This is a genomic window from Streptomyces scopuliridis, assembly GCF_042790125.1.
GTDB classification, from domain to species: domain Bacteria; phylum Actinomycetota; class Actinomycetes; order Streptomycetales; family Streptomycetaceae; genus Streptomyces; species Streptomyces scopuliridis_A.
Genome location: NZ_JBHTZS010000002.1, coordinates 244,611 through 261,256, shown reverse-complemented (window position 1 = coordinate 261,256; position 16,646 = coordinate 244,611). Strand labels below are relative to the sequence as shown.

General features: G+C 72.0%; 18 protein-coding genes and 1 riboswitch. Of the genes, 8 read left to right on the top strand and 10 right to left on the bottom strand.

The features are described 5' to 3' along the window. Entirely contained in the window at positions 1–882 is an 882-nt protein-coding gene (mca, locus tag ACFRKB_RS03430; RefSeq protein WP_030355750.1) for a mycothiol conjugate amidase Mca, read from the bottom strand. 99 nt (positions 883–981) lie between these two features. Here mca and ACFRKB_RS03425 point away from each other — a divergent pair, with 99 nt between their 5' ends. Both ACFRKB_RS03425 and greA read left to right on the top strand, forming a co-directional pair. Continuing rightward, complete coding sequence (locus tag ACFRKB_RS03425) at positions 982–1,383, top strand: DUF4307 domain-containing protein (RefSeq protein WP_383102912.1); 402 nt, start codon at positions 982–984, stop codon at positions 1,381–1,383. Between the two features lie 234 nt (positions 1,384–1,617). Further along, positions 1,618–2,115, top strand: a complete 498-nt coding sequence (gene greA / locus ACFRKB_RS03420) for a transcription elongation factor GreA (protein ID WP_383102910.1) — start codon at positions 1,618–1,620, stop codon at positions 2,113–2,115. A 51-nt stretch (positions 2,116–2,166) separates the two neighbouring features. Here the strand turns inward: greA and ilvA are convergent, their stop codons facing one another. After that, positions 2,167–3,360, bottom strand: coding sequence for a threonine ammonia-lyase (gene ilvA, locus ACFRKB_RS03415; RefSeq protein WP_383103274.1), 1,194 nt, complete (start codon positions 3,358–3,360; stop codon positions 2,167–2,169). A gap of 310 nt (positions 3,361–3,670) precedes the next feature. On the opposite strand from ilvA, the gene ACFRKB_RS03410 reads away from it, so the two are divergent. From ACFRKB_RS03410 to ACFRKB_RS03400, 3 genes are read left to right on the top strand one after another with little or no spacing between them, the layout of a single operon-like run. Then, positions 3,671–4,309: a MarR family winged helix-turn-helix transcriptional regulator gene (locus ACFRKB_RS03410; protein WP_383102908.1), complete on the top strand. Its 639-nt coding sequence runs from the start codon at positions 3,671–3,673 to the stop codon at positions 4,307–4,309. Between the two features lie 32 nt (positions 4,310–4,341). Beyond that, on the top strand, positions 4,342–4,830 hold the full coding sequence (locus ACFRKB_RS03405; RefSeq protein ID WP_383102906.1) for a sigma factor-like helix-turn-helix DNA-binding protein: 489 nt from the start codon (positions 4,342–4,344) through the stop codon (positions 4,828–4,830). Next, positions 4,827–5,081 carry a hypothetical protein gene (locus ACFRKB_RS03400; protein WP_383102904.1) on the top strand — a complete coding sequence of 85 codons (255 nt, stop codon included), beginning with the start codon at positions 4,827–4,829 and terminating at the stop codon, positions 5,079–5,081. The genes ACFRKB_RS03405 and ACFRKB_RS03400 overlap by 4 nt, the downstream gene beginning before the upstream one ends. 144 nt (positions 5,082–5,225) lie before the next feature. Here ACFRKB_RS03400 and ACFRKB_RS03395 read toward each other — a convergent pair whose 3' ends face one another. Continuing rightward, positions 5,226–6,383, bottom strand: coding sequence for a cystathionine gamma-synthase (locus tag ACFRKB_RS03395; protein ID WP_365973512.1), 1,158 nt, complete (start codon positions 6,381–6,383; stop codon positions 5,226–5,228). Positions 6,384–6,928: 545 nt separating this feature from the next. Then, a riboswitch (SAM riboswitch) is annotated at positions 6,929–7,046 on the top strand. Between the two features lie 201 nt (positions 7,047–7,247). Here ACFRKB_RS03395 and ACFRKB_RS03390 point away from each other — a divergent pair. Further along, a complete protein-coding gene (locus ACFRKB_RS03390; RefSeq protein ID WP_383102903.1) occupies positions 7,248–8,633 on the top strand; it encodes an aminotransferase class V-fold PLP-dependent enzyme in 1,386 nt (461 codons plus the stop codon). 3 nt (positions 8,634–8,636) lie between these two features. On the opposite strand, the gene ACFRKB_RS03385 is transcribed toward ACFRKB_RS03390, so the two are convergent. From ACFRKB_RS03385 to ACFRKB_RS03355, 7 genes are all read right to left on the bottom strand, one after another. After that, positions 8,637–9,812 carry a glycerate kinase family protein gene (locus ACFRKB_RS03385; protein WP_383102902.1) on the bottom strand — a complete coding sequence of 392 codons (1,176 nt, stop codon included), beginning with the start codon at positions 9,810–9,812 and terminating at the stop codon, positions 8,637–8,639. Continuing rightward, on the bottom strand, positions 9,809–11,242 hold the full coding sequence (locus ACFRKB_RS03380) for an SLC13 family permease (RefSeq protein ID WP_383102900.1): 1,434 nt from the start codon (positions 11,240–11,242) through the stop codon (positions 9,809–9,811). The genes ACFRKB_RS03385 and ACFRKB_RS03380 overlap by 4 nt, the downstream gene beginning before the upstream one ends. A gap of 88 nt (positions 11,243–11,330) precedes the next feature. Next, positions 11,331–11,990 carry a response regulator transcription factor gene (locus ACFRKB_RS03375; protein WP_365977875.1) on the bottom strand — a complete coding sequence of 220 codons (660 nt, stop codon included), beginning with the start codon at positions 11,988–11,990 and terminating at the stop codon, positions 11,331–11,333. Next, complete coding sequence (locus ACFRKB_RS03370; RefSeq protein ID WP_383102898.1) at positions 11,987–13,438, bottom strand: sensor histidine kinase; 1,452 nt, start codon at positions 13,436–13,438, stop codon at positions 11,987–11,989. Before ACFRKB_RS03370 ends, ACFRKB_RS03375 begins: the two co-directional genes overlap by 4 nt. Then, positions 13,401–13,652 (bottom strand): small hydrophilic protein, encoded by a 252-nt coding sequence (locus ACFRKB_RS03365; protein WP_383102896.1) that lies wholly within the window; start codon positions 13,650–13,652, stop codon positions 13,401–13,403. Before ACFRKB_RS03365 ends, ACFRKB_RS03370 begins: the two co-directional genes overlap by 38 nt. A 121-nt stretch (positions 13,653–13,773) precedes the next feature. Continuing rightward, a complete protein-coding gene (locus ACFRKB_RS03360; RefSeq protein ID WP_030355412.1) occupies positions 13,774–14,055 on the bottom strand; it encodes an Lrp/AsnC family transcriptional regulator in 282 nt (93 codons plus the stop codon). Next, on the bottom strand, positions 14,052–14,762 hold the full coding sequence (locus ACFRKB_RS03355) for a rhomboid family intramembrane serine protease (protein WP_383102895.1): 711 nt from the start codon (positions 14,760–14,762) through the stop codon (positions 14,052–14,054). Before ACFRKB_RS03355 ends, ACFRKB_RS03360 begins: the two co-directional genes overlap by 4 nt. 178 nt (positions 14,763–14,940) lie before the next feature. On the opposite strand from ACFRKB_RS03355, the gene ACFRKB_RS03350 reads away from it, so the two are divergent. Then, positions 14,941–15,183, top strand: coding sequence for a hypothetical protein (locus ACFRKB_RS03350; RefSeq protein ID WP_383102893.1), 243 nt, complete (start codon positions 14,941–14,943; stop codon positions 15,181–15,183). 37 nt (positions 15,184–15,220) lie between these two features. Next, entirely contained in the window at positions 15,221–16,585 is a 1,365-nt protein-coding gene (locus ACFRKB_RS03345; protein ID WP_365977871.1) for an NYN domain-containing protein, read from the top strand. Positions 16,586–16,646: the final 61 nt, after the last annotated feature.

The window sequence follows — 16,646 nt, the reverse complement described above, 5'->3', positions numbered from 1 at the left end:
TCAGCCATTGTCGCGGATGCCCGCGAACAGGTCGCTCTCGGGGAGGGATGTATCGACGAGCGACTTCGCGAGCTCGTACTCCTCCGTCGGCCAGACCTCCCGCTGGATGTCCATCGGGATACGGAACCAGCCGCCGTCGGGGTCGATCTGGGTGGCGTGCGCGATCAGCGCCTTGTCGCGGATCTCGAAGAAGTCGGCACACGGAACATGCGTGGTCAGCGTCCGCTCCACGCGCTCGAACTCCTTCCAGCGCTCCAGCCACTCGCCGTACGGGGACTCAAGTCCCCGGGCGAGCAGCGCCTCGTGGAGCGCGACCGTACGCGGCCGGTTGAAGCCCTGGTTGTAGTAGAGCTTCTCCGGCTGCCAGACGGGACCGAAGTCGTCCTCCGGGTACTTCTCCTTGTCCGCCGCGGCCTCGAACGCCACCATCGAGATCTTGTGGGTCATGATGTGGTCCGGGTGCGGATACCCGCCGTTCTCGTCGTACGTGGTGATGACCTGCGGCCGGAACGACCGGATCAGGCGTACGAGACGGCCCGCCGCCTCGTCCACGTCCTCCAGCGCGAAGCAGCCCTCGGGCAGCGGCGGCAGCGGGTCGCCCTCGGGCAGACCCGAGTCGACGTACCCCAGCCACTCCTGCTTGACGCCGAGGATCTCCCGCGCCTCGTCCATCTCCTTCTTGCGTACCTCGTGGATGTGCTCCTCGATATAGGCGTCACCCTGGAGCTTCGGGTTGAGGATGGAGCCGCGCTCGCCTCCCGTGCAGGTCACGACCAGCACGTCCACCCCCTCGGACACGTACTTGGCCATGGTGGCCGCGCCCTTGCTCGACTCGTCGTCGGGGTGGGCGTGAACGGCCATCAGTCGCAGCTGCTCAGTCAAGACTCGATCCTCAGTGATGTGTCGCATCGGACGGCTTCTATAGTGACGGATATCGGGGGGCGGAAATTCCGGGTTGCCCGACTCCGAAGGGAAACGATCATGTCCGTGGTGCGCGAGGAGCCTCTTCGGAGCCGCTACGGCCGCTCGGCGGACCAGCGCGCGGACCGCGGGCTGAAGATCGTCGGCGCGGTGCTCGGCGTCGCGCTGCTCGGCCTGATCGGCTGGTTCGGCTATCACTACGTGGTCGAACGGAGTGTCTCCGGCGAGCTCATCAAGTTCAAGCGGGTTTCCGCCACCGAGGTCGAGGCGCATCTGGAGGTCCGCAAGGACCGGGACGCCGCCGGCAGCTGTACGTTGCGCTCCCTCGCGGAGAACGGCGCGGAGGTCGGCCGGCTGGACATGCGCTTCGGCGCGGGCGAGACGCGGATCGACCGGGTCGTCACGGTGCGTACCACGGGCAGCGCGACCAGTACCGAGCTGCTGGGCTGTACGTCGGACTGAGCCCCTGCCCCGGGCGACGCGGGTTTCCCGGCGTCAAGCGGACGGAAACGGCGTGGGGACCCGCCGCCAGTGCCCCCGATGGCCCACGCTGACCTGCGCCGATGTAATTCTGATGGCTTTCGTCCTCCCCCTTGCGCCACGAAATTGTTAGGCTCGTGGTTTCGCCCACCCGAGAAGGCACATTCTTCTGGGTAGGGCGTTGCTTTGTATTCCCGGTACCTACGAGGAGCACCTGTGACCCAGACCAGTGAGAACGTCACCTGGCTCACCCAGGAGGCGTACAACCAGCTGAAGGCCGAGCTGGAGTACCTGTCTGGTCCCGCGCGCACGGAGATCTCTATGAAGATCGCGGCGGCCCGTGAGGAGGGCGATCTGCGGGAGAACGGCGGGTACCACGCGGCCAAGGAGGAGCAGGGCAAGCAGGAGCTCCGAGTGCGCCAGCTGACCCAGCTCCTGCAGAACGCGAAGGTCGGCGAGGCCCCGGCGGACGACGGGATCGTCGAGCCCGGCATGGTCGTGACGATCGCCTTCGACGGGGACCCGGACGACACCCTGGACTTCCTGCTGGCCTCGCGTGAGTACGCCAGCTCGGACATCGAGACCTATTCGCCGCAGTCCCCGCTGGGCAGCGGTGTCAACGGCAAGAAGGTCGGCGAGGACGCGGAGTACGAGCTGCCGAACGGCAGGACCGCCTCCGTGAAGATCCTCAACGCCAAGCCCTACCAGGGCTGAGGCAAGGCCGGTACACCCACGGGTGTACCGGCCTTCATGTGTTCTCGGCTCTCAGCCCAGGATCGTGTAGCCCGCCTCCCGCAGCGCCGCCGCCACCTGCGTGCAGTGCGCGGGCCCCTTCGTCTCCAGATGCACTTCCACGTCCGCCTCGGTCAGCCCGAGCCGCGGATCGGTCCGTACATGGCTCACATCGAGCACATTGGCGTCGGCCACCGACAGCACACCGAGCATCGTCGCCAGCGCGCCCGGCCGGTCCGTCACCCGCAGCCGCAGGCTCAGATAGCGCCCGGCCGCCGCCATGCCATGACGCAGGATCCGCTGCATCAGTACGGGATCGACGTTGCCGCCCGAGAGCACCGCGACCACCGGGCCGCGGAAGGAGCCGGGATCGCTGAGGAGCGCTGCCACCGGGCTCGCCCCGGCCGGTTCCACCACCAGCTTCGCCCGCTCCAGACAGAGCAGCAGGGCGCTGGACAGCTCGTCCTCGGAGACCGTACGCACCTCGTCGACCAGCTCCTGGACCAGCTGGAACGGTATGTCGCCGGGGCGGCCCACCATGATGCCGTCCGCCATCGTCTGCGGTGACTCGACCACCATCGGCCGGCCCGCCGCGAGCGAGGGCGGATACGCGGCGGCGCCCGCCGCCTGGACGCCGATCACCCGGACGTCGGGCCGCAGCGACTTCACCGCGAGGGCGATGCCCCCGGCCAGCCCGCCGCCGCCGATCCCGACGACGATCGTCCGTACCTCCGGGCACTGCTCCAGGATCTCCAGGCCGACCGTGCCCTGTCCGGCGATGATGTCCGGGTGGTCGAAGGGGTGGATGAAGACCGCGCCGGTGTTCCTGGCGTACTCCTCGGCGGCGGCCAGCGTCTCGTCCACGACCTGTCCGTGCAGCCGCACCTCCGCGCCGTAGTCACGGGTCGCCGCGACCTTCGGCAGGGGCGCTCCGACCGGCATGAACACGGTCGACCGGACGCCCAGGAGGGTGGAGGCGAGCGCGACACCCTGGGCGTGGTTGCCGGCGCTGGCCGCGACGACGCCCGCCGCGCGCTCCTCCGGGGAGAGGCCGGCGATCCGTACGTACGCGCCGCGCAGCTTGAACGAGCCGGTCCGCTGGAGGTTCTCGCACTTGAAGAGGACCGGTGCGCCGACCAGCTGCGTCAGATATCTGCTCCCCTCCATCGCGGTCATCCGCGCCACGCCGGACAGCATCTTCTGGGCCCCCCGGATGTCATCGAGCATCAGGGGGTACGGAGGACGGTGTGCGTGGTGGCGCGCCTGGCGGCGCGGCACCGGGCGGGACGTACCGAAGCTCATGAGTGCCAGTCTCGCAGCTCATGGGCCGCACGGCCGTCGACGTTCACGGACGGGCGCCGGCCGGGGGTGGGTACGGAGCGGGCACGGACTCCGGCCCGGGGCAGGTCCGGGGTGGGGAAGGATCGGATACAGGTTCGGGTACGGCGTTAGGTTTACGCAGGACAGGTACGGTCCAAGCCATCCCCGCGTACTCTGTCCCCCACCAACCGACCCCCGCACGAGAGAGCCCCCAGCCATGCCCCCCATTCAGGACATGACTTCCGCTGCGTCGGTCTCCAGGGAGACGGCCTCCGAACCCACGGACGACGCCGCCCTCCTCGATGCCCTCCAGCACCAGGTGGCCGTCTTCGCCCGGCGGGCCGAACAGACCCGGCTCGGCGGTGTGGGCCAGGTCCGCAACTCGATGGACCGCGCCGCGTATCTGCTGCTCAACCGGCTCGACCAGGAAGGCCCGATGGGCGTCAAGGCGCTGGCCGCCGGGATGGGCATCGACTCCTCGACGGTCACCCGGCAGGTCGCGCCGCTGGTCGACAGCGGCCTGGTCAAGCGCACCTCGCACCCGGAGGACGGCCGCGCGGTCGTGCTCGAACTGTCGCCGCGCGGACTGGCCAGACTCGAAGAGGTCCGCTCGTCACGGCGCGAGCTGATGGCGCAGGTCACGGGCGGCTGGACGGAGGAGGAGCGGAACTCCTTCACCACCTTGCTCACCCGGTTCAACGGCGCGCTCTCGGCGCGGGCGGCCGGACTGCCCTCCGGTGACGGCGGTACGGGTGATGAAGGCGGCACGGACGGTATGGGCGGTACGGGCGGAACGGATGAGCCGGGCGTGGGCGCGGACGTGGGCGCGGGCGCCCGCGCGGGTACGCCCTCTTGACCCTGCACCCCTGACTGGCCTCATATGAGGTCGTGCGAGAGCGACGGGCTGCCCTGGATCGCCGCCGCGCCCGGGAGTTCGAGGCGTTCGCAGCGGGCGCGGCCGGCCGGCTGCTGCATGCGGCCGTACTGCTCACGGGCGAGCCGCCCGACGCCACCCCCCGGGCCCAGCGCCTGCTGATCACCGCACTGTCCCGTACGTACGCGGAGTGGGACCGGCTCAGCGGCGCCGACGGCGAGGATCCGTACGACCGGGCCCGCCGGGAGCTGGTGCTGCGCTTCGCCCGCGAGGCCGCCTGGCGCGACCCGGCCCGGCGGGACGGCCGGGCGGGTGGCGTGCTCGGCCGGCTCGGTCCGCAGGAACGTATCGTCCTGGTGCTGCGCCTGTACGAAGGGCTGGCCGAGGAGCAGACGGCGGCGCTGATCGGGCTCACGGAGGAGCGGGTCCGCGTGGTGTGCGCGCGGGCGGTCGCGGAGATGCGGGAGCCGTCGCGGCGGCGGCGCACCGGGGCGGGCCCATGAGAGGCGTCGACCGGAAGCGCGCCGAGGTGCTGCGGATGATGCTGGATTCGGCACGCCCCGACGTACCCGCCGATATGGTCCGCCGCGCCACCCGGCGCGGCGCCCGGCTGCTGCGCAGACGCCGGGCCGCGCGGCGGGTGTTCTGGACGCTGCTGATCGTCGCGGTGATCGTGTTCGGCGTCTGGGCGTCGGCCGCGCATCCGTGGTCGGTGCCGCCGACGGAGACGACACCGCCGCTGGAGGACTGGTGAGGGTCCGGACCGGTGACGGGTCCGGGACCGGGACCGGGTGACGGTCCGGGACCGGGGGCCCGTACCGGGTGACGGTCCGGGACCGGGTGACGGTCCGGCCGGTCGGCCTCCAGCGGCGGTGAGCGGTCAGCGGTGAAGGGCCGCTCAGCCCAGCGCCTGCTGAAGGTCCGCCAGCAGATCGTCGGCGGACTCGATCCCCACCGAGAGCCTGACCAGGTCGGAAGGCACCTCCAGCGCCGAGCCCGCCGCCGAGGCGTGCGTCATCCGGCCGGGGTGCTCGATCAGGGACTCGACGCCGCCGAGGGACTCACCGAGCGTGAACAGCTTCGCGCGGTCGCAGACCGCGACCGCCGCCTCCTCGCCGTCCTTGACCTGGAAGGAGATCATCCCGCCGAACGCCTTCATCTGCTTGGCGGCGACCTCGTGCCCCGGGTGCTCGGGCAGCCCCGGGTAGAGGACCTTGGAGACACGGGGGTGCGAGGTGAGCATCTCGGTGATGCGCGTGGCGTTCTCGCTGTGCCGGTCCATCCGTACGGCGAGGGTCTTGATGCCGCGCAGCACCAGCCAGGCGTCGAAGGGACCGGCGACGGCGCCCATCGCGTTCTGGTGGTAGGCCAGCTCGTCGGCCAGCTCCGCGTCGTCGACGATCAGGGCGCCGCCGACGACGTCGGAGTGACCGCCCATGTACTTGGTCGTCGAGTGGACGACGACGTCGGCGCCGAGCGCCAGCGGCTGCTGGAGGTAGGGGCTGGCGAAGGTGTTGTCGACGACGAGCCGCACCCCGGCCGAGCGCGCGATCCCGGCGAGCTGGGCGATGTCGGTGATGTTGAGGAGCGGGTTCGAGGGGGTCTCGACCCAGATCGCCTTCGTACGCGGGGTGAGCGCGGCCTGTACGGCCGCCGGGTCCGAGGTGTCCACGACCGAGAAGTCCACACCCCAGCGGGAGACGACCTTGGCGAAGAGCCGGAAGGTGCCGCCGTAGGCGTCGTTCGGGATCACGACGTGGTCGCCGGGCGCCAGCAGCGTACGCAGCAGGCAGTCCTCGGCGGCGAGCCCGGACGCGAAGGCGAGCCCACGCCGGCCGCCCTCAAGGGCCGCGAGGTTCTCCTCCAGCGCCGTACGGGTGGGGTTGGCGCTGCGGCTGTACTCGTAACCGCCGCGGAGGCCGCCGACGCCGTCCTGCTTGTAGGTGGACACCTGGTAGATGGGCGGGACGACGGCGCCGGTGAGGGGGTCCGCGGTGTTGCCCGCATGGATGGCGCGGGTCTCGAAGTGGTGCTCGCTGGTGTGCTGGTGCGTCATGGGACCTGAGGGTAGCGGTGCGGTGCGCCTCCCGGCGGGGGGTCGTGGTGCGGTGCGCCGTCCGGCGGGGGGTCGTGGTGCGGTGCGCCGTCCGGCGGGGGCCGTGGTGCGGTGCGCCGTCCCGCGGGGGCCGGGGTGCGGTGCGCCGTCCCGCGGGGGCCGGGGTGCGGTGCGCCGTCCGGCGGGGGCCGGGGTGCGGTGCGCCGTCCGGCGGGGGCCGTGGTGCGGTGCGCCGTCCGGCGGGGGCCGTGGTGCGGTGCGCCGTCCGGCGGGGGGTCGTGGTGCGGTGCGTCGCTGGTGCCGGGGGCCGGGGTCTCCGGAGGTGCGTGTCCGGACTGCTTTCCTCACCGCGCTTCGCGCGAGCTGCGACGCTTTACGTCCGGACACGCACCTCCTCCGACCCCGGCCCCCTCCCGCCACGGCCCACGTGGCCGTGCGCGGCCCCAGGCGCTCAGCCGAGGCGGCGGCTGGTAGCGGCCCCCGGCGCCATGACACCGCACCCCAGCCACGAACCCGCCTACCCCATATGGCATAATCGTCGGCAAGGTCATGAGTGACAGCGATTACGGCCCCGGCTCGCTGTCCGGCAACCCTCCGTCCGTGGCGGGGTGCCCCGGGTGAAGACCAGGCCGTAGGCAGCGAGGTCTGCGGCAAGCGCGGACCCCTGCCACCTTTGGGGTCCTGGTCCTCAAGGGAGCAGTCTCGTGAGCAAGCGAATGCGTTAGGGCGGTCGCGCCCCCTCTTCAACACCCTCCGCACGGAAGCCCCGTGTGTCGAGGCACACCCCTGCCACCACCGCGGCGCCAGCCGCGCGCCGCGGGGGACTTGAAGCCGTTCCGACTTGTCCCGCCGGGAGATATCGCCATGTCCGCACGCCCGAACGCCGCCGCCACCACGACCCCGTCCGACGACCCCGCCTGCGCCGCCCCGCTGCCCGTGCTCGGGCGTGAGGTGACCGTTCCGCTTGTCACCGGTGGCGAGGTGACCTACGCCGCGCTCGACTACGCGGCCAGCGCCCCCGCCCTTCAGCGCGTGTGGGACGACGTCGCCGCGTACGCCCCGTACTACGGCAGTGTCCACCGGGGCGCCGGTTATCTCTCGCAGCTCTCGACCGACCTGTTCGAGAACAGCCGCCGCACGGTCGCGGAGTTCCTCGGCTGCCGCCCCGATGACCAGGTCGTCTTCACGCGCTCGACCACCGACTCGCTCAATCTGCTGGCGGCCGTGGTCCCCGCGGAGTGCGAGGTGTTCGTGTTCGAGGCCGAGCACCACGCTTCCCTGCTGCCCTGGCGGGACGCGCGGGTGACGTATCTGAACGCTCCCCGGACGCCGGGCGAGGCCGTCGCCACGCTGGAGCGGGCGCTCGCCGGGCGGGGGGCCGAGGGGCCGGCGCTGGTCTGTGTGACCGGTGCGTCCAATGTGACCGGTGAGCTGTGGCCCGTACGGGAGTTGGCCGCCGCCGCGCACGCCGGGGGTGCCCGGATCGTGCTGGACGCCGCTCAGCTCGCGCCGCACCACCCCGTGGACATCGCCGGGCTGGATGTCGACTGGGTAGCGTTCTCCGGGCACAAGCTGTACGCGCCGTTCGGGTCCGGGGTGCTCGCGGGGCGGGCCGACTGGCTCCAGGGCGCGGAGCCGTATCTCGCGGGCGGGGGCGCCAGCCGTAAGGTGGCGCGCCGGGCCGACGGCGGGGTGGATGTCGACTGGCACACCACGGCGGCCCGTCATGAGGCCGGTTCGCCCAATGTCATCGGGGTGTACGCGATCGCCTCGGCGTGCAAGGCGCTCACCGACGCCGGGTTCAACACGCTGGTCGCGCGCGAGCAGCGGCTGGTGGCCCGGGTGCGGGACGGGCTGGCCGGGGTGCCGGAGGTGAAGGTGCTCTCGCTGTTCGGCGAGGACGCGCCGCGGGTCGGCGTGCTCTCGTTCGTGGTCGAGGGGTGGAACAGCTCGCACTTCGCCGCCGCGCTCTCCGCGGAGTACGGCATCGGTGTACGGGACGGGCTCTTCTGCGCCCACCCGCTCGTACGGACGCTGCTGGGCAGCGACCCGCAGGACCCTGGGGAGTGCGGAGCCCCGGAGGCCGAGCCGGGCGAGCGGTCGCTCAACGCGATCCGGGTCAGCTTCGGCGCCGGGACGCCGGACGAGCATGTCGACCGGTTCGTCCGGGCCGTGCGGGAGCTGGTGACCGACGGCGCGCGGTGGAACTACCGTACGGAGGACGGCCGCTGCGTCCCCGACCGGGGCTGAGCCTCAGGCCGCGGCGGGTGCGAGACGGGTGCCCAACAGCACCATCCGCAGGGCGCGTTCGGTCGCGTCGGCGAGGAACTCGCCCCCGCGGTCCAGGGCTTCGGGCAGCGCCACCGGCGCGGGCAGGATCGAGCTGTACGCGTCGACCCCCACGGCCCGCACCTCGTGCGCGCCCTGTCCGATGGTGCCGGCCAGCACCAGGACGGGCACTCCCGACGCGTGGGCGCGGCGGGCCACTTCGGCCGGGATCTTGCCGCGTACGGTCTGGTGGTCGAGCGCGCCCTCGGCGGTGATCACCAGATCGGCGCGGGCCAGCCGGGCGTCGAGGTCGAGCCGGTCGAGCAGTACGTCGAAGCGGGGCAGCAGGCGCGCGCCGAGGGCGGCCAGACCGGCTCCCAGTCCGCCGGAGGCGCCGGTGCCGGGGGCGGTGCGCAGGTCGGTTCCGGGAGCGAGGTCCCGGGTGAGGACGGCCGCCCAGCGCTCCAGCGCCAGGGACAGTTCCTCCACCCGGGCCGGGCCCGCGCCCTTCTGCGGGCCGAACACCCGGGCCACCCCGCGCGGGCCGCACAGCACGTTGAACGGATTGCAGGCGACCAGCAGTTCGGTGCCGGACAGCCGCGGGTCGAGTCCGCTCGTATCGATACGGTCCAGTCCGCGCAGCGCCGCGCCGCCCGGGGGAAGTTCCCGGCCGTGGACGTCCAGGAGCCGGGCGCCCAGTGCGCGCAGCGCCCCGGCGCCGCCGTCCGATGTACCGGAGTCGCCGCAGCCGACGAGGACGCGCCGGACGCCCAGGTCCAGTGCGGCGCCGATGAGTTGCCCCACGCCATGGGTCGTGGTGGCGCCCGGGTCGCGGCGGCCGGCCGGTACGAGCGAGAGGCCCGCGACGGCGGCCATCTCGACGACGGCGGTCGCCGTACCGGGCCTGGTCTCCCCGAGGAGCGCGAAGTGGCTGCTGACGGGGTCACCGACCGGGCCGGTCGCGGTGTACGGGACGAGCCTGCCGCCCGTCGCGGCGGCCAGCGCCTCGGCGGTGCCCTCGCCCCCGTCCACCAGTGGGATCAGATCGACCTCCGCGTCGGGGACCACCCTGAGCAGGCCCTCGGCGATGGACTCGGCGACCTGGCGGGCGGAGAGGGACTCCTTGAAACCGCTGGGGGCGATGGCGATGCGATAGCTCATGGCTGGGTCTCCAGACGAACGGGCACGCCGAGCAGCGGCCAGACGGCGAGGGCGAAGAGCAGGACGAGGGCTGCTGTGAGCGGCGCGAGGACGGCGGAGAGCCGGAGCAGATCACGCGGGGTGTAGGTGGGGGTGCCGGGCAGGTCGGCGAAGAGCGCGACGGGTTTCGCGGAGGCGGGCAGGGTGTGGCAGAACCCGGCCGCGGCGGTCGAGGCGAGCGCGGCGGCCATCGGGTTGACGCCCGCGCCGATGGCCGCGACGACCACCAGCGGGACCAGTACGGAGGATCTGGCGGAGCGGGACTGGAGGGCCAGATGGGCCGCCGTACTGATCAGCACCACCCCGGTGAGGAACGCCCACGGCGGGATGGCGGAGCCGCCGGGCACCCAGCTGACCAGCCACGCGGCGGCTCCCGATTCGGCGAGCGCGACCCCCATCGCCATGGTCGCCGCCATGAAGAGCAGCAGCGGCCAGGGCACGGTCCGCAGCCCGTCCCTGAGCCCGACGGTCCCGAGCGCGGGGGACGCGGCGACGACCGCGCCGATCAAAGCGACCACCGCGGGGGACACTCCGTGCAGCGGCTCGCTGCACCACAGCACGACCACGGTCCCGAGCAGCAGCGCGCAGCGCGCCTCGGACGAGGTCAGCGGGCCGTCGACCGGGGTGTCCGAGTGCTCCTGGATCTGCGCGGCGGTGATCCGGACGGGTCCGCGCCGGTCGGCGCGTGTCGTGGTCGTCAGAAGCACCGCCTCGGCGGCGAGATGGGAGCAGACGACGGCGAGCGGCAGCCCGAGCAGCAGCCATTCGACGAACCCCAGCCGCTGTCCGGTCTGTTCCCAGAGCACGCTGACGGTGATCAGATGCGCGCCCGCGCCGATCAGCGTGGCGACGGCGGAGAGCAGGATGACGGTCGGGAAGAGCAGCGCGAGCATCACCACGAGGCGCCTGCGGTCGGCGAGCGCCTTGGCGAGCGCCAGGAAGACCGGCAGGGCGAGGGCCGCGCGCCCCGAGGTGGCCGGGACGGCGAAGGCGGTGACCACCAGCGCCGCCGTGGTCAGATGCGTCAACTGCCGTACGGTACGGGCCCCGCCGACCAGGAAGGCCGCGGCCCGTCCCGCGAGCCCGGTTCCGGTGACCGCGGCCGCCAGGACGAACGCGCAGATCAGCAGCCACACCGTCTCGTCGCCGAGCGTCGCGAACAGCGTCTCGCTGCTGATCACCCCCGTCGCGGTCAGCGCGAGCCCGGCGCCCAGGGCGATATACGTGTCGTCCACCGGGGTGGCGATCCAGGCGCAGGTGGCGAGGGCGAAGACGCCCAGGGTGAGCCGCGCGTCGCCGCTCAGGCCCGGGAGGGAACCGGGCACGGCGAGCAGCGCGCAGAGGCTGAGTACGGCGCAGAGCCAGCTGGCCTGCCGGAACGAGAGGGTCACGACGATCAGTCTCGGACCGCGCGGTGAGCCCCGAATGAGCGCTTTGTGAAAGGAAGTTCATCTGGCCGCCGAGACGCGGCCGGCGCCGTCACGGCATCCGGTAGCCCATGCCCCGTACGGTCTCCAGCCGCTGCGCGCCCAGCTTCTTGCGCAGGGCGCGTACGTATACGTCCACGATGTTGGAGCCCGGGTCGAAGTCGTAGCCCCAGACATGGGAGAGGATCTGTTCGCGTGAGAGCACCTGGCCCGGATGGCGCAGGAACAGTTCGAGCAGCACGAACTCACGGGCCGTCAGATCGACGGTCTCCTCGCCCGAACGCGCCCTGCGGGTACGCAGATCCAGGCTGAGGTCGCCGCTGCGCAACATCGTCACCTCGGGCGCGCGGGCCGCCGTGCGCAGCCGCAGCCGTATCCGCGCCAGCAGCTCCTCGAAGCGGAACGGCTTCGTCATCCAGTCGTCGGCGCCGCCCTCCAGTCCGGCCACGGTGTCCCGTACGGAATCGCGCGCCGTCAGCACGATCACCGGCAGGGTCACCCGCGCCTCGCGCAGCTCCCGCAGCACGGTGAAGCCGTCGCGTCCCGGCAGCCCGATGTCGAGCAGGACCAGATCGAAGCCGCCGGTGACGGCGTACTCCAGGGCGGCGTCGCCGTCGGCGGCCACGGTGGTGGTGAAGCCGTTGGCGCGCAGCCCCTTCTCCACGAAGGAGGCGATGCGCTCCTCGTCCTCGGCGATCAGGATGCGGTTCATGAACTCGTCTCCAGGATGAGTACGAAGGTGGCGCCGCCGCCTTCGGTGGGGCGCAGTTCGACCCGGCCCCGGTGGCCTTCGGCGATCGCCCTGACGATCGCCAGGCCGAGGCCGGCGCCGCTGGTGCGGGCGCCGCGGCGGGCCGTACCGCGCCGGAACCGTTCGAAGATCACCTCCGCGTCCTGCGGCTGGACGCCGGGGCCGTTGTCGGTGACATGGAGCTCGATCCGGTCGCCGTGCGCGCGCGAGCCGATCCGGATGCGCTGCCCCGGCACGGTGTGCTGCACGGCGTTCTGCGCGAGCTGCACCATCGCCTGGGTGATCCGCTGCGGATCGAGCCGCGCCTCGCGGTCCGCGACCCCGTCCAGCAGCCATTCCCGGTCGCCCAGTGTCCGCGCCTTCACGAAGACGTCGGCGGTCAGCTCGGCGAGCTGGACCGGCTCCTGGCTGATGAAGTCGGGCCGTTCGGCCTTGGCGAGCAGCAGCAGATCCTCCACGATGCGGCTCATCCGGTCCAGCTCGTCGGTGACCAGACGTACGGTCTCCTCCCGGTCGGCCGGGTCGTCGCCCATCACCTCCAGATGGCCGCGCACGATCGTGATGGGCGTACGCAGCTCGTGCCCGGCGTCGTCGACGAACTCCCGCTGCGCGGCGAACGCCCGCTCCAGCCGGTCGAGCATCCCGTTGAAGGTCTCGGCGAGCGCGGCGATGTCGTCCCGGCCCTCGACCGGGATACGGCGGGTGAGGTCCTGCTCGGTGAGTTGCGCCGCGGTCATCCGTACGACCCGTACCGGCGCGAGTATGCGGCCCGCGACCGCCCAGCCGATGCCGGTCGTCATCAGCAGCGCGACCCCCGAGATGGCCAGCAGCGTACGGAACGTCTCGTTCGCGACGGCCCGCTCCTGGTCCGCGTGGAAGGCGACGACGAACGCGCCGGGCGCCGCGTCTCCGGCGGGGTCGATGACGACCTTCGCCCAGCGCAGCTCACCCTGCGGGCGGTGCAGCGTGCCGGAGGCCGCCTCGGAGGCGAAGATCCGGGTCAGCGCCGCGTCGTCCCGCCACAGGGCGGTCCGGTCGGGCAGATCGCGGCGCTGCCGGATCACATGCGGTTCGGGTACGGAGGCCCGGGTCAGGCCGAGCAGTTCCTCGTCCGGGTCGGAGTACTGGCGCTGCAGAAACACCCGGAGCAGCCGGCGCGGATCGCTGAACGGCCGGCCGGTCTCCGGATCGACACCCTGGCTGACGAAGTTCGCGAACTCGCCGGTCTCCTGGGTGAGCAGCTGGCTGATCCGCTGGTCGACGTCCCGGAGCAGGATCGAGCGGGTGGTGGCGGCCACGGCGGCCAGCGCGACCGCCATCACCACCAGCAGCCAGAGGAGGATCCGTACCCGGGCGGAGATACGGCGGGAGTCAGCCGTCTTCACCGGTGTCGTCACCGCGGTCGTCATCGTCGTCACCGTCGGTGGCCGAGGGCCCCGGTACGACGGCGTCGCCCGGGGTGCCGCCGGGGCTGCCGCTCCCCGAGGGGCTCGGCGTCAGCTCCACCTTGGGCGGCACCCTGGGCGCGTCGGGACTGTCCGTCATCGCGTAGCTGGTCGCGGCGATACCGAGCGGGATGGCGACGACTGCCGCCAGGGCCGCCAGGCGAGGAGAGAAGGCCATGTCCGTCATCGTGCCGAGCGGGGGAGAGGCGGGGATGAGGGCCGGATGAGGATTTCTTCATCCGCGCACGCCGCGCACCCTCTGCCGCCGACGCCGTGCACTGACGGCGGCCGGACAGGCCCTACGCGTCGAGCCCGATGGCGAAGGCGGCTTCGAGGTCGTGCTGCGAGTAGGTACGGAACGCCACATGCGTGTCCGTGGCCTCGACGCCCTCGATCTTGCTGATCCGGCCGGGGATCACATCGGCCAGATCGTCGTGCTTGGGGACCCGGACCATGGCGATCAGGTCGTACGTACCGGTGACCGAGAAGACCTCGCTGACGCTGTCGAGGGCCGCGATCGACTCCGCGATCTCGGGGATCCGGTCGACGCTGGTCTTGATGAGCACGATCGCGGTGATCACGGTTGGCGTTCTCCCTCGGTGGCCGCGGTTTGGTCTTTCACTCTATCGGTACGCCAGTACCGCACCCAGGCGTAGAGGAAGCCCGCGCCGAACCCCACCAGGTGCGCGAGATAGGCGACCCCGGGGCCGGCGTCCGCGCCGTGCGCCGCCACCCACTGGAGCACGAACCAGAAGATCAGCACGATCCAGGCGGGGAAGCGCAGCGGCAGGAAGAGAAGGAACGGGAAGAGGCTGGTGACCCGGGCTCTGGGGAAGAGATAGAGGAACGCGCCGAGCACCCCCGAGATCGCGCCCGAGGCCCCCACCAGCGTCTGGTCCGAGTCGGCGTTGGCCGCCGCGTACACGAACAGCGCGAAGTAGCCGGTGGCGAGATAGAAGAGCGCGAACCGCGCCCGGCCCATCCGCTCTTCGGCCATCGCCCCGAAGACATACAGAAAGAGCATGTTCCCCAGCAGATGCAGCCAGCTGCCGTGGACGAAGAGCGCGGTCAGCGGGGTGAGCAGGGCGTGCGCGGTGCCGTGCATCAGATTGACCGGGATGACGCCCCACCGTTCGAAATACGCGCTCTGGGTCGCGAGGAGCGTGTCCCCCTTCCCGTACCCCGGATTGAACCCCGACAGCGGGCTGACCAGGAAGGCCAGACAGCAGAGGCCGATCAGTCCATACGTCACGACCGGGCCGTCGGCCGCCGTCCGCCACTTGATCATGGACAGAGCATCGCCTACCGGGACCGACTGGTACAGAGCGCCTCGCCGCCCCCTGGAGTGGCCGCCAGGCCGTAGGGTTGCTGGCATCACAACGTGTTCCGGCATATCCGCGCTCCGACGGAACACCGCGGGACACCGCACGAGGGACGACGGAAACTGCGAAAAGAGGACGGCGACGATGACGACGGTTCCCCAGCCGACGGCCGCTACCCGATGGCGCTGCACGCTGTGCGGCAATCTCACGCGCTTCGATGTGACCCGCTCGTCGAAGACCGTGGAGTACGTCCATCTGGACCTGGCCGGGGAGCCGAAGGTCGAGGAGCGCGAGGTGGTCAGTGAGACCATCGAGTCGGTGCGGTGCCGCTGGTGCAACGCCGTGGACCAGATCGAGCTGGTGGACAGGCCGGGGACCGGTTCCTGAGGGAGCCGCCCGAAAGGGGTAGATGGGGTGACGGATCGTGGAGCAGCCCGCGAGCGGTGCTGAGCCGGCCGGCGCGGCCGGCGGTGACGCCGCGGAGGCGCTCGACCGCCCGCTCCCGGACGGGGTACGGCGCCGGGTCGTCGCGCTGGTCTCCGACGCCTTCGGCGGGCTGACCGTCACCGAACTCCCCGCGCAATTGCGGCAGTACGCCCGGTTCACCCCGAACAGACGGGCGAAGTTCGCGGGGAACGCGATGGCCGCCGCCCTGGAGAGCGATCCGGTGTTCCGGCAGCGGATCGGGGAGCGGATCAGTCACTCCCAGCCCGAGCTGGCCTCGGCCCTGGAAGCGGGCTCGCCCCCCGCCGCGGCCGATCCCGTCGATGTCGCCGCCGCCGCGTATGTCCTCAGACCGCCGGGGTGGGTGAAGCTGGTGGCCGCCGCGGGCGAGGAGGCCCAGCGGGCGGACGCCGAGCGGGCCGGCGCGGAGACCCGGCGGGAGCTGGAGCGGCTCCGTGAGGAGCTGGCCGTCGCACGGGCGCTGACGAAGAGCGAGACCGAACGGCTGCGTACGGAGCTGGAGGCGGCCCGCAAGGAGGCCGAATCGCTCCATCGCAAGCTGCGCAGCGCCCAGAGCGATGTGAAGCGGGGCGAGGCCGCGCTGCGCCGCGCGCACGCGGAGTCCGAGGCGTTCCGGGCCGAGTCGGCGGCGCAGGTCTCGGCCGCGGAGAGCGAGACGCGCCGGATCAGGGCGCGTCTCGCCGAGGCGGAGGCGTCCGTCGAGGCGAGCCGCCGGGCCGCCCGTGAGGGCCGCTCGGTGGAGGACATGCGGCTGCGGCTGCTGCTGGACACGGTGCTGGAGTCGGCGCAGGGGCTACGGCGCGAACTGGCGCTGCCGCCCGCCGCCGCCCGTCCCGCGGACACGGTCGACGCGGTGGAGCCCGGCCGGATGTCGCCCAAGGACGTGGCGGCCCGCGCGCTCTCCGAGACGGATCCGGCGCTGCTCGACCAGTTGCTCGCGCTGCCGCAGGCGCATCTGATCGTGGACGGCTACAACGTCACCAAGACCGGCTATCCGACGATGCCGCTGGAGAAGCAGCGGCTGCGGCTGCTGGGCGGGCTCGCCATGCTCGCGGCGCAGACGGGCGCCGAGATGACCTGTGTCTTCGACGGCGCGGAGCTGGCGGCGCCGGTGCTGCTCGCCCCGCCGCGCGGGGTGCGGGTGCTGTTCTCCAAACCGGGCGTGACGGCGGACGAGTTGATCCGCCAGCTCGTCAGGGCCGAGCCGCCGGGCCGGCCCGTGGTGGTCGTCTCCACCGACCGGGAGGTCGCGGACGGGGTCGCCAAGGCCGGTGCCAGGCCGGTCGCGTCCGCCTTGCTGCTGAAGCGGCTTTCGCGCGTCTGATACCGATCGCGCGCCGATCGCGGCACTGGTCAAGTCATGCGAACAATGACCGAATTGATCG